The following is a 16,093-nucleotide window of genomic DNA, read 5'->3' on the forward strand; positions in this document are numbered from 1 at the left end:
TATATAAAATAATCTACTCAACCTTCTTGAGCTAATTTTGCTTGAATAAGGTTTTTAGCTGTAACTCCAATTATTTTATTTTTACCTAAATATTTTCTTATTTTATATAAATCGCCATCTTTTTGTCCAATATGAACTACATCAGAATCAATTAATTTAGATATTTTATAATTATCATTAATTATAAATTTAATGCCTTTTTCTTTAAACATTTTCTTTATAACTTTGGATTCTTCAATAAATTAATTTTCTGAAATATTTTTTTCTCTTAATTGAAGCATAGTTATCCCTGAATTTATAGCGATTTCAACATCTTTATAAAATTCTTCTTTATTTTCATTTTTTCTATCAGTAATAGCATAAAATTGTAATGATTTTTTTTATCATATTTTTTTCATATATTTTTTAACTTTAATCACCTCCTAAACAAAAAAAACACAAGCACGCAAAAATAGGCTTGTGTAATAAACATACTATTTCCCTACGTTGGCATTATCCAAATCAGGTCAAAGGTTAAAGCTTCAGCTTACTCTCAGCCCACTCTTGTGAGCACCCTATTTCATATTAATTATAAACAAAAAAGCCGATAAAAAGTAAATCATCCTTTTATCGACTTTTTAAAATATATATTATATAGGTAGATATTAAACAATATCTTTTATTACTGTTTTAGTTATCATATTGTGTCAAATCATATAGTTCAATTATGTTGTTTAATGTTTCAGCATAAATTGGCGATGTAGCATATGTTCTAGATAAATATCTTGTAGCATCTTTATATGAATTTGTTTGTGATTTTCTTGCTCCATAATAGTAACTATAACTCCAATTAGATGGATTTTCATGTCCTGTTATAAGATTTACATAATCTTGGAATGATTCTAGATATGATGGATATTTTCTAAATTCAGATAAAACATTATATGATTTTCCATTTGAATCGTATTCAAATGTAGGTATAACGACTGATGCTCCATCATATGTTCCTTTTATACCAAACATATTATGATATGGAACTGATGATAATGTAGATTTACCATATCCTGTTTCTAAAATTGTTTGAGCCATCATTACAGATGTATAAACATCCCTTCCCTTAGTTGCTTTTTTTGCGTAACTTGCAATTTTATTTATAAATTCTTGTGGTCTTGATGTTTGATAATTTGTATCTTTTACAAAATTTGAATTTGGGTTAATCCAATATCCTTCTCCAGAATAATCAAAACCTAATTTAATCATATTTTGACTTGTACCAATAATATAATAATCTCCTGGTTCAAATGTAACTGATGATGCTGCATAATTTTTAGCATCTTCAACTGTATCATATCCTTTTAGATTTACTTTTACTGGATATGATGAATATTTTGAAAATGTAGTTTCAAATAGAATTTCTTCTCTACTGTTTTGTTTTACTACTTCTTTCTTAACTTCATTAGTTTTTGCTGGACTTTCTGATTTCTTATTTGATCCAGCTTCATTTGGATCAATCCAACCTCCTGGTACACCTTTATATTGTGTTATATTGATCATTCCTCTACTTCTTGAAAAAATATAATAAGTACCTTTACTAAAATTCATTCTTGGATTTAATTTATGTTTTGCTTCATAATCAGAATAATAAACTTTAACACTCTTATTTAATACAAACATATTTTCATCATTTATATATCCTGTAGATTCTGAAACTTCATTACTTTGTGCTGATTCAGCATAAGCTACTTCTTCCTTAGGAACTACAGTCTTATTATCCTTTGGATTTATCCATGCACCTGGATAATTTGGATTTTTAGTAATATTTATCATTCCATCATATTCATTGAAAACATAATAATCTCCAGCAGAATATTTTAATTTTGATTCAGTTTTATATTTTGCGTTATATGATGTATAGTATCCATCTACAGTGTTAACTAATTTATAAGTATTACCAGCTCTTGAAGCCATGCTTCCAGCAAAAGCTATTGCTGTAGCAAATGTAGCAAGTCCCCCTATTTTTAATATCTTTTTTAGATTCATTTTAACTCTCCTGAAATTTTTATATATCTATATTACATCATTAATTAATAAAATGCAACAAAAAAGTTTCAAAATAGTTACAATATTTTTGTGGTTAAAATAATATACCTTTATCTTGTATATTATCATTATCAATTTGTTCAAACACACTATATATAAGCTTTTCAGCAAATTTATAATTTATTAAATTTTGTTTAAATTTTTCAAGTGATAATTTTTCAGCTCCTACTTTTTCTCTTTCAGAATTTAAATGTATCAAAATAGTTACAATTTCATTATCCGTTAAAAAGTTTTCTTCATCCAATTCAGCAATTGAAATTATATTAAAATCTTTATTTTTTATGTTTATATCAATCTCTCCACCTTTTATTTTATAATCTTTTCCAAATGGGAAATAAATATATCTATAAATATTATCATTTTTATCAGTTATTTTATAAGTTAACATATCTTCTCCTAAAAAAGCAGCTGTAAAATAAATTTTTTTGTTATTTTTCAACTGCTCCTTTAATTATTTATCTAATTGTAAAAATCCAACTTTTCTATAAACTTTATCCATTAGTCTTCTAGTTTTATATCTTGACTTTTCTGCCCCTCTAGCTAAAATTTCATCAAGTTTTTCTTTATCTTTCATAATCTCATTAAATTTAGTTTGAAAATCTTCCAATTTTGCAACTACAACATCAGCTAAATCCTTCTTAAATTCTCCATAACCTTGACCTTTATATTTTTCTACAACTTCTACAATTTCTTTTCCTTTAAATGCACAATATATATCAATTAAATTCTTTAGTCCTGCTTGTTCGTCATTATAATCAAAATTCGCAAGAGAATCTGTAACTGCTGACATTATTTTCTTTCTTGCTGCATTTAAATCATCTTGTAAAAATATAGACGCATTCTTATCTTCGTCTGATTTACTCATCTTCTTTTCTGGATTTCTAAGTGACATTATCTTTCTTGTAGATTCACTAATAAGTGGCTCAGGAATTTTGAATGTATCAGAATATCTACTGTTAAATCTTATCGCTAAATCCCTTGTTAATTCTAAATGTTGCTTTTGGTCCTGTCCAACTGGTACAAAATCAGCATTGTATACTAAAATATCAGCAGCCATCAATGTTGGATATGTAAATAAAGCTGCATTTTTATTTTCTTCATTTTTTTCCGATTTTTCCTTAAATTGTGTCATTCTAGACAATTGACCCATATATGAAATAGAATTTAATACCCAATACAATTTTAAGTGATCAACATTATGAGATTGAATAAATAATGTAACTTTTTCCGGATCTAATCCTAAAGCCATATATGTAGCCACAACTTCTCTAGAACGTCTTCTCAAATCAGCAGGAACTTGCGGAACTGTAATTGAATGTAAATCAGCAACCCCAATATAGCAGTCATATTCATCTTGTAATTTAATAAAATTTTGAATAGCTCCTAAGTAATTTCCAATTGTTAATTCTCCTGATGGTTGAACTAAACTTAAAACTGTTTTTTTATTTTCCATTTCTTTCTCCATTTCTTATTGCATTTCTTATTATCATATTAGAATTAATTCTTCCAATTCCTCCAATTGATGGTAAAAATCTAATATTAATTTGTTCATATTTTTCAGAGTTAAAATCTCCATATATTTTATTATCTATAACATCATAACCCAGATCTATTACAATAGCATTTTCTTTGTATTGATTAGTATCTATAATTTTAGCCTTTCCAATTCCAGATATAACAATGTCTGATTTTGAAATTTTTTCATATAAATTTACGGTCTTCGAATGAGCAATTTGAACTGTTGCTCCTTCATTAATTAACATCAATGCTAATGGTTTACCTATAACCTCAGATCTATTTATGATTAACACATCTTTTCCTTCTAAATTGGCTAAAGATTTTAAATATTCAAAAGTTGATAAAGCTGTTGTTGGTGTATTTATATAATCATTAGGTGAAAATAGCTTTAGCTTGCTAAATTCATTCAATCCATCTACATCTTTATATATTGAAATAGTATTTAATATCTTTTTCTGATCTAAATCTGCCTCAATTGGTACAAATACTAAAATTCCTTGTATACTTTCGTCATCATTGTTTTTATTTATATATGATAAAACTTCCTCTTCTAATGTTTTAGAATCAAAAACTTTACTAATTACTTCTAATCCGATTTTTCCAGCTTCTATTTTAATAGATTTTTCAAATGATATAGCTCCTTTATTATCACCTATTCTAATAAGTGATAATTTAATATTTTTATTAATTTTTGAAACAATATTTTTTAATTCTTCGTTAATCTGATTTATAAAATCTTTAGTATCAAGTATCATTTACACCTCTTTTAAAATAAAAAAATCACCATCTTAAATATCATTATAACATTTAGATAGTGATTTTTGAATTATTAATTTGCTTTTACATCTTCCCAAGCTTGTTCAAATTTTTCAACAAAATCTCCTAAGTCCTTAAATACTTCTTGTTGTTTTAAATCTTCTAAATTAGGATATAAAACTTTGTTTGATGTCATAGATTTTGTAGGTTCAATTTCTCTAGCTTTTGTTACAGGTGTTGCTTGAATGTTACCACTTCTTGCAGCAACTTTTGGATCACATAAATAATTTATCAATTTATGAGCATTTTCTAAATTAGTTGCATTTTTTACAATAGCGTAATTATCCATCCATAAGTTTGAATGTTTTGGTAAATAGTAATCTAAATCTGCATTTTCAGCTATAGCATCTGAAGCTTCCCCTGAATACATAACAGCTAAAGCACCATTTTTATTAACCATTTGTTGTTTAATTTCATCATGCAAATATGCTGTAACTAATTTTTTTTGTTCCGTCATTAATTTCTTAACTTCTTCTAATTGTTTTGGATCTTTTGAATTTGAGCTATATCCTAATTTCCAATATCCCGGTCCAAGTGTATCTCTTGAAGAATCTAACATAAATATTTTTTCTTTGTATTTTGGATTAAAAATTGCATCCCATTCATTCAAATCTTTAGGATCAACCATTGTTTTGTTATATAAAATACCTAAAGTTCCATAATACATAGGAATTGAATGTTTATTATTTGGATCAAATTCCTTATTTTTGAATACGTCATCCACTTCCTTAAAGTTAGGAACTTTTGACATATCTATTTCATTCAATAAATCTTCTTGAATCATTTTTTCAACCATGTATTCTGAGGGAACTATAACATCATAGTCTTTCATTGAATTTTTAACATTTGTATACATTCTTTCATTTTCATCAAATTCAGAATATACAACATGTATACCTGTTTCTTTTTCAAAGTCTTCTAAAACTTTTTTATCAATTGTTCCACCCCAGTTATAAAATGAAACTTCTTGTTTCTTTTGCCCTCCACATGCTACTAATACAAATACAAACATAGCCATGATCAAAGTTAAAATTTTCTTTTTCATCTATCAATTTTCTCCTTATTTTTTTTTCATATTTTTATTTTGTAAAATATTTACAATAATTAATAAAATTAAAACTGCTACAAACATTAATGTAGACAATGCATTAATTGTTGGTTCTATACCTCTTTTTGTCATTGAAAATACTGTTGTTGCAATAGTATTTAAACCTGGTGATACTGTAAAGAATGAAATTACAAAATCATCAATTGATAGTGTAAATGCCATCATTGCCCCCGCAATTATCCCCGGTTTTATTTCTGGAATAACTACTTTTATCAATGCTTGAATAGGTGTTGCTCCCAAGTCTAAAGCAGCATCTATCAAGTTTTTATCCATTTGTTTAATTTTAGGTAATACTGATAATACAACATAAGGTATTGTAAATGCAATATGTGATAATATCAGTGTCAAAAGTCCCTTTGGAATTTTTAACATACCATATAAAACCATTAATGAAATAGCTATAACTATATCTGGATTTAACACCGGAATATCATTAATTCCTAAAATTATTCTTCTTTTATTTTTACTAAATTCAGATATGCCAACAGCTGCAAATGTACCTACAATCGTAGAAACTATTGTTGCTGTTACACCTACTAAAAGTGTTGTATTAACAGCATTTAATATAGCTCTGTCTTCAAATAATCTTTGATACCATTTTAATGAAAATCCTGACCAAACTCCTAAAATTCTAGATTGGTTAAATGAGTAAAATATTAAAACGGCAATTGGAGCGTATAAAAATATAAAAACAAACAATAAATAAAATTTTTCAAAAAAGCTAGTTTTCTTATTCATTTATACCTCCCTTTTCTACTGATTCTTTATCAAAAATTAAACTAAATAAAATTATTATCATTAAAAATGTAGCTAAAGCTGAACCATATCCCCAATTTTGAGTTTTTGTAAATTGTCTTTCGATTACATTTCCTATCATATTTACCTTTCCACCACCAAGTAGTAATGAAACTTCAAATGTAGATATTACAGGTACAAATACCATTGTTAAACCTGAGAAAACTCCTGGTAATGACATTGGAAATATAACCTTCCAAAATGTTTTTCTGTCATTTGCTCCTAAATCATGAGCAGCTTCTATTAAACTTTTATCTATTTTTTCAAGCGATGTATAGATAGGAAGTATCATAAATGGTAAAAAGTTATATACCATACCTAGTGTTACAGATGCTTCTGTATACAAAAAACTATCATAAGTTATACCAAAAATTTTCAAGAAATTATCTAAAACACCATTTTGAGATAATATAGAAACCCAAGCATATGATCTAAGTAAGAAATTCATCCACATTGGTATCATGATAAGCAACATAGCCAATGTTCTATACTTCATATTTAATTTAGACATTATATATGCAAATGGGTAGCCTATAATCAAGCAAATTGCTGAAGTAGTAAACGCAATTTTGATTGATGTATAAATCATTTTTAATGTTGAATTTTCAAAAATTTTACTAAAGTTTTCAAAAGATAAGCTTCCACTTTTTGTAAAGGCAAAATAAAAAATCATAAATAAAGGAACAATTATAAATACTGCACACCATAAAAAATATGGAAATGCTAATTGCTTTATTTTTTTCAATTTTCGCCTCCTTTTTCCATAACATGAATATGGTCAGGAATAATTACTAATCCAACTTTTGCTCCTACAGGCTTATCCCATGTTGAATGTATCTTGTACATAAATCCATCAACGTCAACAATAATTTCCCAATGAACTCCCTTAAATGTCAATTCTACAACTTCACCTTGTATCATACCTTTTTCAGGAACTGTAAGTTCTATATCTTCTGGTCTAATTACGATGTCAACTTCTTCATTTTCATCAAATCCAACATCAACAGAATCAAATTCTGTATTTGAAAATTTAACTTTTTTATCTCTTATAGCAATACCATCTAAGATATTAGATTCTCCAATAAATTTTGCAACAAATTTATTTTCAGGTTCATTGTAAATATCAATTGGAGCTCCTATTTGTTGAATTTTACCATTGTTCATAACAACGATTGTATCACTCATTGTCAATGCTTCTTCTTGATCATGTGTAACATAAATAAATGTTATGCCTACTTGTCTTTGAATTCTCTTTAATTCATCTTGCATTGATTTTCTTAATTTTAAGTCTAAGGCACCTAGTGGTTCATCCAATAATAAAACTTTAGGCTTGTTTACCAAAGCTCTAGCAATTGCAACTCTTTGTTGTTGTCCACCGGAAAGAGAATCTACTGATCTATTTTCAAAACCTTCTAAATTAACTAATCTTAGCATTTCTTTTACATTTTTTTCAATTTCATCTTTTGGAACTTTTTTTAATTTAAGACCAAATGCAATATTATCAAAAATACTTAAATGCTTAAATAATGAGTATTTTTGAAATACTGTATTTATATTTCTTTTATATGCTGGTATTGATTGAATTTCTTTACCATCAAATAAAACTTCTCCTGAATCTGAAGTTTCAAATCCTCCAATTATTCTTAAAGTTGTAGTCTTTCCACAACCTGAAGGTCCTAATAATGTAAGAAATTCATCTTCTTTTATATTTAAATTTATATCATCTAATACTTTATTATCTCCAAAGGATTTATTTAACCCCTTCAATTCTATAATATTCATTTGACCTCCTAAAAATTTGGTGGATTTGATATCCACAATACTTTTGACTCACCTTTATATATATTTTTTATATATCTTTCTTCATCAGAAAAGAAATAAAATGTTTCACCTTTTTTTAATCTATATTCTTTTTCACCAAAAACTAATTTAATTTCACCTTTAACAACGTAACCAAATTCTTCTCCTTCATTTGGAGTATATACTTTGCTACATCCATCTCTATCTAGAGTAAACATCACAGGTTCCATATTATTTTTTACAGAATTTGGAACTATCCATTCCATCTTATGTCCTAATTTATCATTAGTTCCAACAAAAAAATCTTCTTCTTTGAAAATAATTTGTTCATCTTCCTTATTTGTAAAAAAATCTCCCAAATTAGTACCCAAAGCTTCTAAAACATCAGCTAAAGTATCAACAGAAGGAGAATTAAGATTTCTTTCAAGTTGAGATATAAATCCCTTTGTAAGTTCGGATCTTTCAGCTAATTCTTCTTGAGTTAAATCCATCTTTTTCCTAAGTTTTTTAATTTTATCACCTATTTCCATCTTATCTCCTTTCTAGTATTTTTTTAAGTAAAAAACTTAATATATTAAACACAAATATAATTATAGCAAAAAAAACACAAAATACAATACCTAAAAGTTTAATTTTTTGTGTTTTTTTTAAGAGTTATTAATTTTTTTAAAATAAAATCGCCACTAACAAATAGTGGCGAATTTACTTAATTAACTTTAATAATATATTATTAAATTATTTTTTTAATTTCCTACATTTAGATATAATTCCTACTACTAACATTCCTAATATAGCTATAACAACTATAGATCCCCCTGGTCTGATATCATAATAAAATGATATTGTTAATCCTAACATCATGTAAATTACACCTAAAAATACTGATAATATTAAGGATTGTTTATAGCTTCTAGCAATAAAAAGTGCAGTAGCAACAGGTAAAACAATTAATGATGCAACCATAAGAGCTCCTATAACTTTTGCAGCTAGTGCTATCGTTATTGCCGAAAATAGTGTAAATATAAAATTAATAAATTTTACCTTCACACCAGATAATCTAGCTAAATTCGGATTAATTGATATGTCGAGCAATGCACCATAATATATGATTGAAATCAACACAATAAATAAAAATACTATAGAAATAAAAATCAAATCAGTTTTTGTAACTGCTGAAATGGATCCAAATAAATAAGATTCAAATGTATTTCCGCCTGGTGCAAAATCTGATAATATTGCCGCTAAACCAAGTCCCAAGCTCATGATAACAGCAGTAGCCATATCTCCATATTGTGGGAATTTTTTTCTAATTATTTCTATAGCAAACGCTGAAAGTACTGCAATTACAACAGCTCCTATCGCAGGATTTATACTCAAAATTAATCCTAATGCTACCCCCATTAATGAAGTATGGGATAGAGCATCACCTATCATTGAAGTTTTTCTGTTTACCATTACAACACCAATTAGTGGAATCATAATTGAAAGCATAAGTCCAGCTAAAAGTGCCCTTCTCATAAAATCAAATTCAAATATTTCAAACATGACTTACACCCCCATCTTCAATTTTATATGTCTTATTAGGTTTTAATATTTCATTAATTAATTCTAGCTCATGTGTAACTATTAAAACTGTAACATTTGATTCTCTATTAATTTTCTCTATTAAATGTAAGAAATCTCTTTTACTCTTTTTATCAACTCCTGCTGTTGGCTCATCAAGAATTAAAAACTTAGGATTGTTAATCATAGCTCTTGCAATTATAACTCTTTGCTGTAATCCACCAGATAACTCATTAAATGGTGTATTTAAATAATTTTCTAATCCCATTTTTATTAATGATTGAATTGCTTTTTCCTTATGTTTTTTTCTTGCAATTTTTATAAATCCAAAGTTTTCATATTGATTAAGAGTAACTAATTCTAAGCAAGTAATTGGAAATGCTATTTTTTCAAAATTTTGAACTTGAGGTACATAACCTATTTCTCTAAAAGATTTAATTTTTGATATATCAGTATTATCTATTAAAATTTTCCCTTTATTTAATTTTATTTCTCCTAAAATAAGTTTCAATAAAGTAGATTTTCCACAACCATTTTCACCGGTTATAGCTACTAAAGATCCTTCTTCAATATTTATATTTAGACCTTTTAATACATATTCTCCTGCATATCCAAAATATAAATCTTTAACTTCTACATAGCTCATTTTACCTCCTTCATAGATTGATATAAATTTTCCAAGTTCATTTTAATTATTTTTTTATATGAATCTAACCCAAATTCTTTTAAGGAGTAATTATATTCCATTGATGCAAGTGGCTTGCTTTTTCCACCAATTTCACTTGCAACTGTATCTGCACCTTTTTGTTGTCCATTAAATTCATAAAAAATTGTCTTTACTCCATAAAACTCACAAAAATCTATAGCTTTTTTTATAGTTTTCAAACTAGGAGTTTCCGTACTTACTAAACCTTGCAATGGATATTGCTTTAATCCAAAATCTCTAGATAAATAAGCATACGCATTGTGAGTTACAACAAAATGCTTAAAGTCTAATTTATCAAATTTTTCCTTATATTCAAATTCCAATTCAGTTAGTTCACTAACTATTTTAGTCTTATTTTCTTTGTATTTTTCTGCATACTGCGGATATTTAGATGACAACTCATTCATAATAACATTAAGATACTTTTTCACATTAACAATTGACATCCAAGAATGAGGATCATATGTAATCTTATCAAGTCCTGATGTTGAACCTTCTAATAATTTTTCAACTAATAACAATTCTCCATTTTTATCAGTTAAATTATATGGAAGTAAAGGCTCTGAAATCCTATCTGAAACCATAACCCAATTTCCTGGTTTTGAAAATTTATAAAAAATCTCTCCTGATTCATGCCCCATTTCTAAAGCATATACCTTATTTTCCTCGACTTCTATAGTTGACTCTTGAGCAATTAATTCACCTTTTGATTTCATATTATTTTTACCAATTTTAATTAATTCATCTTTACTCTTTTTATCATTATTATTTATGAATGAAACTCGCATAACATCCTCATGTGTATGCCCAAAATCAAATTTATAAATTTCTCCTTCTTTAGATTTTTGTTGAACCATATATTGAAAATCACCAATTGCAGCAGCTCCTTTATATGTGATTAAATCTACAGAATCAGATAATGTTACTATTTTCAAATCTGGTGCTACATCTCTTATCTGTGGTAACCAACTTTCCATATTTGCTCCATTAACTATAAGCAAATCTGATTTTAATAATTTTCTCATATTTCTGGGACTTGGCTCCCATAAATGTGGTTCTTTATTTTCAGGCATAAAAGTCCTAACTTCCACCGTATCTCCTGCTATTTCCTTAGTTAATTCTGCAATAGGATAAAAAGAAGTATAGACTACTGGCTTTTTTGAACCAGTAGTCTTACCACTTGTACAAGACGATAAAATGAAAATCATAAAAGTTACTACTAAAATAGGTAGCATTTTCTTTTTTAATTTCATGATTTCACCTTTCATATTGTTAATATTTAACTTTTAAGATATTATACTTAATTTTTCTTTTCAGTTTTTTGCTTTTCAGCTTTTTGTCTTTCAAATCTTGTTTTTATCGCATTTGCAATTTGTGAAGGTTTTATGTCTTTTTTTACAAATGTACCAGTATTGATAGATTTATCTTTTAATATTGCTTCAGCATCATTACCCACTTTAAAATGATAATGCAACATTACTTCTTCTCCATGTGGTTCTAATAAAACAATAACTGGATATTTTGCATTCGCATCTTTTGCCTTAAATTCATGCCAATTGATTTCTCTCTTGCCATGTTTAGCTTTGTGGTCTTTTATGTATTCATATTCTGATTCTGATATAACTTTACCATCTTTTGCCATATCATAGAATTTTAATTTATTTCCTTCAACTTCCAATGCATTAAATCCTACTTCATTTCTCTTCTTAAAGTTTTCATACTCTTTATCTCCATTTTCTAATGAAGCAAAAGCATCTTTAACTTCTTTTGTTTCTCCAAATGAAGCGTAATTCACCCATTTACCAGCCCATTTATCAAGGCTAATAGACTTGTTTGTTTCTTCTTTTTTATCTACTTTTTTATCGATTTTTTGTTCAATTTTAGTTTCAACTACTTTTTTATCATCTTTTTTTTCTCCACAAGCTGATAATACGACAGCTAATGCTAAAATTGAAACAACCGATACTAATTTATTTTTTTTCATTTTTCCCTCCATTTTAGGTATACCTAATTTTTATATTAATTATATTATCATTTTTTAATTTTAATGTCAACTATTTTAGTCGAGATTATAATTAAAAAAATGAGATAGATACAATCTACCCCATCTTAATATTAATTATTTTTGTACATTTCAGCATATACACCATTTAATTTTACTAGTTCATCATGACTTCCAGATTCGATCAATTTACCTTTTTCTAATAAATAAATCTTGTCAACATCTTTTATAGTTGAAAGTCTATGCGCTATTATCAAAGTGGTTCTACCTTTTTTTAGTCTATTTAAACCAAACTGAATCAATTCTTCCGTTTCAGAGTCAACATTTGCAGTAGCTTCATCCAAAACTAATATCTTAGGATCTCTTACCATAGCTCTTGCAAATGAAATAATTTGTCTTTCTCCTGATGAGAATCCAGATCCTGATTCTCTTACCGTAGTATCAATTCCCCTTTCTCTTTGAAGAATTTTTTCTCCACCTACAGAAATTAATGCCAATTCAGCATCATTCTTACTTATTGATGGATCAAATAATGATATATTTTCATAAACAGTACCTTCAAAAATATATGGATTTTGAAATACAATCGCCATATTATTTCTAATTTTTTCCATATTAAGTTTATTGATATCATGTCCATCAATGGTAATTTTCCCCTTATTAATATTATAAAACTTATAAATTAAATTCATTACAGTTGATTTACCTGATCCAGTATGTCCAACAAATGCAGCTGATGTCCCTTTAGGAATGTCTAAATCTAAATTATGAATTACATATTCATCTTCATTATATGCGAATGAAACATCTTCAAATTTGATATTTCCCTCCATATTAGAAATATCTTCCGTTCCTTCTTCAAAACTTTCAACTCTCATAAGTTCAAAAAGTTGGTCAGCAGCTGATTTAGAACTTTGTAATTGTCCTGATTGTTCCATCAATGCATTAATATTTTGATAAACTCTTCTGTTATAGTCTATAAATACAAATAATCCACCAACAGTAATAAATGTTTCCCCTTTTAAGAAGAAATATCCAAATGATACAACAGCAATGGCAACTATAATATTACCTAATGTATTTGTACCATTAAATCCTGAATATGCCCAAAGAGTTGCTAAGTTCCAACCTTGCTTGTTTATGCTATTATTTATCTTAGAAAATTCATCATAAATTTCATCTTCTTTATTAAACGCTTGAACAATTTCCATAGTTTGAATAGTTTCAGCTAAGTTACCATTTAAATCAGATCTATATTTTTTCATATTTTTTTCGGTCTCAGTTGACTTATTAAAATAATCCTTAAATATCAAATAAATGATAGGTGTAGCAATAAATGTTAACATACCTAATTTCCAATTTATTAAAAACAAGGCAATTATTAACCCTATAGTTCTTACAAATGTAGTTAATATTTGAGCAAATAACAAATTAAATAACATCCTTACATCTCTTGTATCATTTGTAATTCTATTTACAATCTTTCCAATTGCGTATTTATCGAAGAATTGAACTGGTAATGATACAACGTGATTAAACGCATCAGTTCTAATATTTTTAGCCAAACTATTTGCTAATTTAGAGAATGCAAGCGAACTAAAATATGAAACAGCCGCTGATAATACTATCGCTCCAAAATAAAGTGATACTAGTAAATAAAATTTATCTATATCCTTAGCTCCAACTCCTTCAACTAATTCTCCATCTAATAATTTTCCTAAAATATATGGCCCTATTAATTCCATAAAAATAGCAATTATTGTAAATATCATGCTTATAAAGAATAGCCCCTTTAATTTCAAAAGATATTCCAACAATTTTTTATTTCTAAATTTTGCCTTTTGTTTATAATCTTCTTTTATAAAACTTCCTTTTTCATTTATATTATTTTTCATCTGAACCTCCTGACTTTTGAGATTCATATTGGCTGTAATACCAACCTTTTTTATCTAATAGTTCTTTATGATTTCCGGATTCAACAATCTTACCATCTTCTAAAACTATAATGTTATCAGCATGTCTTAAACCCGATAATCTATGAGCTACAATGATTGTTGTTTTACCTTGTCTATGATTTATTATATTTTCTATAATTCTCTTTTCAGTAATTGAGTCCACAGCTGATAAAGAGTCATCTAATATTAATATTTCAGGATCTTTAATTATAGCTCTAGAAATTGAAATTCTTTGTTTTTGACCACCTGAGATTGAAATACCTTTTTCCCCAATCATTGTTTGAAGACCGTTTGGTAATGTCCCCAAATCCTTTGTAAAATCAGCAAATTCTATCGCATCCATAACATTTTTTTCTGTCGCATTTTCCTTACCAAATGCAATATTATCATAAACAGATTTGGAAAATAGTAGATGTTGTTGTGGCACATATCCCATCTTATCTCGTATACTCTTTATAGAATATTGTTCTACTGGTTTTCCATCTAATAAAATCAATCCTTCTTCTACTGGATAAAATCTTAATAATTGTTTTAATAATGTTGTTTTACCTGAACCAATTTTCCCAACAATTCCAAGTGTTTCCCCTTTATTAATTCTTAAATTAATATTTTCTAATGAATAAGATTTTTCTCCTGGATATTTAAAATTAAAATTCTTAAATTCCAATGATTGTTCACAATTAAATTCTTCAACATTTTTTCTGTCAACTAAATCTTCTTTATAGGAATTAATTTCTTCTAATCTTTTTAATGATGCCGTTGATTCTTGAATTACATTTATTAAATCTCCAAATGCATACATTGGCCAAATTAACATATTTAAGTATAAGAAAAATGAAGTCATTTCACCTAAAGTTAACTTCCCTTGTCCCATCAAATTTTGTCCAAATAATAATGCAACTACAAATGTAATTGATGGAATCAATCTTCCAGTAGGAATGAAAATAGCATGCAATTTGTCTTGTGCTATCTGCGAATCATACATTTCCTGTGCACTTTTTTCAAATCTATCTTTAGAAACTTCCTGTGTCGAAAAACCTTTTATTACTCTTATACTTGTAATATTTTCCATTACAGATTCACTCATTTTTTCAAATGACTTTTGAATTTTTAAAAATCCAACATGTAATTTACTTCCTAAAACTTTTGTAACAATGATTAATAATGGTAAAAATATAATTGATGCAATCGTCATTGGCCATGAAATTGTAAATCCCATTATTAATATAATACTCAATGGATATACTGTAGAATCAAAAAATGCTAAAATTCCATATCCTGTTAATGTTTGAACTGCACCAACATCTTGAGTTGCTTTACTCATCAATGATCCTGTTGAATTATGATAAAAAAATGTTGGTGATTGTTTTATAATCTTTGTCACTAATCGTTTTCTAAAATCTGTAGCAGATTGAAAACTATATCCAAAAATGTAATAATGCCAAATATACTCTACAATGTATAATATTATTATTGATCCAAATAAAATTACTGAATGTGAAATTAACGTTTGTTGAGTTAATTCCTTATTTTTTACTAAATCAACAAATTTTCCAATCATCCAATTAGGGATTGGAATAAATAAATAGCATAAAAGTAGAGAAGCAATACCTATGGCATATCTTTTTTTGTATTTCTTAAAATACCAAAATATATATTTTAAATTACTCATCTAGCCTCCTAGTATATTTTTATAAATTTTTTCTCTATTTTTAACTATATTTTACATTGTTCTCTCCTCATTTATATAT

General features: G+C 27.0%; 15 protein-coding genes, 1 pseudogene and 1 riboswitch. All 16 genes and pseudogenes read right to left on the reverse strand.

Features of this window, described 5'->3' with window-relative positions; all coding sequences use genetic code 11:
• Positions 1 to 17: 17 nt before the first annotated feature.
• The 16 genes and pseudogenes from ABGF48_RS02725 to ABGF48_RS02800 all read right to left on the reverse strand — a co-directional run bounded on the left by ABGF48_RS02725 (position 18) and on the right by ABGF48_RS02800 (position 16,014).
• Positions 18 to 356, reverse strand: a pseudogene (locus ABGF48_RS02725) (thiamine phosphate synthase).
• Positions 357 to 461: 105 nt separating this feature from the next.
• Positions 462 to 567, reverse strand: a riboswitch (TPP riboswitch).
• A gap of 102 nt (positions 568 to 669) precedes the next feature.
• The gene (locus ABGF48_RS02730; RefSeq protein ID WP_408104826.1) at positions 670 to 2,019 is read right to left on the reverse strand and encodes a glycoside hydrolase family 73 protein; all 1,350 of its coding nucleotides are present in this window, start codon (positions 2,017 to 2,019) and stop codon (positions 670 to 672) included.
• Positions 2,020 to 2,113: 94 nt separating this feature from the next.
• Positions 2,114 to 2,467 (reverse strand): hypothetical protein, encoded by a 354-nt coding sequence (locus tag ABGF48_RS02735; RefSeq protein ID WP_408104827.1) that lies wholly within the window; start codon positions 2,465 to 2,467, stop codon positions 2,114 to 2,116.
• A gap of 63 nt (positions 2,468 to 2,530) precedes the next feature.
• A complete protein-coding gene (trpS, locus tag ABGF48_RS02740) occupies positions 2,531 to 3,532 on the reverse strand; it encodes a tryptophan--tRNA ligase (RefSeq protein WP_408104828.1) in 1,002 nt (333 codons plus the stop codon).
• Positions 3,522 to 4,352 carry a tetrahydrofolate dehydrogenase/cyclohydrolase catalytic domain-containing protein gene (locus ABGF48_RS02745; RefSeq protein WP_408104829.1) on the reverse strand — a complete coding sequence of 277 codons (831 nt, stop codon included), beginning with the start codon at positions 4,350 to 4,352 and terminating at the stop codon, positions 3,522 to 3,524. Before ABGF48_RS02745 ends, trpS begins: the two co-directional genes overlap by 11 nt.
• A gap of 74 nt (positions 4,353 to 4,426) precedes the next feature.
• Positions 4,427 to 5,458, reverse strand: coding sequence for an ABC transporter substrate-binding protein (locus ABGF48_RS02750; RefSeq protein WP_408104830.1), 1,032 nt, complete (start codon positions 5,456 to 5,458; stop codon positions 4,427 to 4,429).
• A gap of 15 nt (positions 5,459 to 5,473) precedes the next feature.
• Positions 5,474 to 6,259: an ABC transporter permease gene (locus tag ABGF48_RS02755; protein WP_408104831.1), complete on the reverse strand. Its 786-nt coding sequence runs from the start codon at positions 6,257 to 6,259 to the stop codon at positions 5,474 to 5,476.
• Complete coding sequence (locus ABGF48_RS02760; protein WP_408104832.1) at positions 6,252 to 7,061, reverse strand: ABC transporter permease; 810 nt, start codon at positions 7,059 to 7,061, stop codon at positions 6,252 to 6,254. The genes ABGF48_RS02755 and ABGF48_RS02760 overlap by 8 nt, the downstream gene beginning before the upstream one ends.
• Complete coding sequence (gene potA, locus ABGF48_RS02765; protein ID WP_408104833.1) at positions 7,058 to 8,098, reverse strand: spermidine/putrescine ABC transporter ATP-binding protein; 1,041 nt, start codon at positions 8,096 to 8,098, stop codon at positions 7,058 to 7,060. Before potA ends, ABGF48_RS02760 begins: the two co-directional genes overlap by 4 nt.
• 8 nt (positions 8,099 to 8,106) lie before the next feature.
• Positions 8,107 to 8,646, reverse strand: coding sequence for a helix-turn-helix domain-containing protein (locus ABGF48_RS02770; protein WP_408104834.1), 540 nt, complete (start codon positions 8,644 to 8,646; stop codon positions 8,107 to 8,109).
• A gap of 205 nt (positions 8,647 to 8,851) precedes the next feature.
• Positions 8,852 to 9,652 carry a metal ABC transporter permease gene (locus tag ABGF48_RS02775; protein ID WP_408104896.1) on the reverse strand — a complete coding sequence of 267 codons (801 nt, stop codon included), beginning with the start codon at positions 9,650 to 9,652 and terminating at the stop codon, positions 8,852 to 8,854.
• Between the two features lies 1 nt (position 9,653).
• Positions 9,654 to 10,325, reverse strand: coding sequence for a metal ABC transporter ATP-binding protein (locus tag ABGF48_RS02780; RefSeq protein WP_408104835.1), 672 nt, complete (start codon positions 10,323 to 10,325; stop codon positions 9,654 to 9,656).
• Entirely contained in the window at positions 10,322 to 11,638 is a 1,317-nt protein-coding gene (locus ABGF48_RS02785) for a metal ABC transporter substrate-binding protein (protein ID WP_408104836.1), read from the reverse strand. The genes ABGF48_RS02780 and ABGF48_RS02785 overlap by 4 nt, the downstream gene beginning before the upstream one ends.
• 47 nt (positions 11,639 to 11,685) lie before the next feature.
• Entirely contained in the window at positions 11,686 to 12,369 is a 684-nt protein-coding gene (locus tag ABGF48_RS02790) for a ZinT/AdcA family metal-binding protein (RefSeq protein WP_408104837.1), read from the reverse strand.
• Positions 12,370 to 12,500: 131 nt separating this feature from the next.
• Positions 12,501 to 14,282 (reverse strand): ABC transporter ATP-binding protein, encoded by a 1,782-nt coding sequence (locus tag ABGF48_RS02795; protein ID WP_408104838.1) that lies wholly within the window; start codon positions 14,280 to 14,282, stop codon positions 12,501 to 12,503.
• Positions 14,272 to 16,014: an ABC transporter ATP-binding protein gene (locus tag ABGF48_RS02800; RefSeq protein WP_408104839.1), complete on the reverse strand. Its 1,743-nt coding sequence runs from the start codon at positions 16,012 to 16,014 to the stop codon at positions 14,272 to 14,274. Before ABGF48_RS02800 ends, ABGF48_RS02795 begins: the two co-directional genes overlap by 11 nt.
• Positions 16,015 to 16,093: the final 79 nt, after the last annotated feature.

The organism is Helcococcus bovis, assembly GCF_046035835.1.
GTDB lineage: Bacteria > Bacillota > Clostridia > Tissierellales > Peptoniphilaceae > Helcococcus > Helcococcus bovis.

Excerpts from the sequence above, each read along its gene's own strand:
- ABGF48_RS02730 (WP_408104826.1), bottom strand. The coding sequence starts at position 2,019 with ATGAATCTAAAAAAGATATTAAAAATAGGGGGACTTGCTACATTTGCT.
- ABGF48_RS02735 (WP_408104827.1), bottom strand. The coding sequence starts at position 2,467 with ATGTTAACTTATAAAATAACTGATAAAAATGATAATATTTATAGATAT.
- trpS (WP_408104828.1), bottom strand. The coding sequence starts at position 3,532 with ATGGAAAATAAAAAAACAGTTTTAAGTTTAGTTCAACCATCAGGAGAA.
- ABGF48_RS02745 (WP_408104829.1), bottom strand. The coding sequence starts at position 4,352 with ATGATACTTGATACTAAAGATTTTATAAATCAGATTAACGAAGAATTA.
- ABGF48_RS02750 (WP_408104830.1), bottom strand. The coding sequence starts at position 5,458 with ATGAAAAAGAAAATTTTAACTTTGATCATGGCTATGTTTGTATTTGTA.
- ABGF48_RS02755 (WP_408104831.1), bottom strand. The coding sequence starts at position 6,259 with ATGAATAAGAAAACTAGCTTTTTTGAAAAATTTTATTTATTGTTTGTT.
- potA (WP_408104833.1), bottom strand. The coding sequence starts at position 8,098 with ATGAATATTATAGAATTGAAGGGGTTAAATAAATCCTTTGGAGATAAT.
- ABGF48_RS02770 (WP_408104834.1), bottom strand. The coding sequence starts at position 8,646 with ATGGAAATAGGTGATAAAATTAAAAAACTTAGGAAAAAGATGGATTTA.
- ABGF48_RS02780 (WP_408104835.1), bottom strand. The coding sequence starts at position 10,325 with ATGAGCTATGTAGAAGTTAAAGATTTATATTTTGGATATGCAGGAGAA.
- ABGF48_RS02785 (WP_408104836.1), bottom strand. The coding sequence starts at position 11,638 with ATGAAATTAAAAAAGAAAATGCTACCTATTTTAGTAGTAACTTTTATG.
- ABGF48_RS02790 (WP_408104837.1), bottom strand. The coding sequence starts at position 12,369 with ATGAAAAAAAATAAATTAGTATCGGTTGTTTCAATTTTAGCATTAGCT.
- ABGF48_RS02795 (WP_408104838.1), bottom strand. The coding sequence starts at position 14,282 with ATGAAAAATAATATAAATGAAAAAGGAAGTTTTATAAAAGAAGATTAT.
- ABGF48_RS02800 (WP_408104839.1), bottom strand. The coding sequence starts at position 16,014 with ATGAGTAATTTAAAATATATATTTTGGTATTTTAAGAAATACAAAAAA.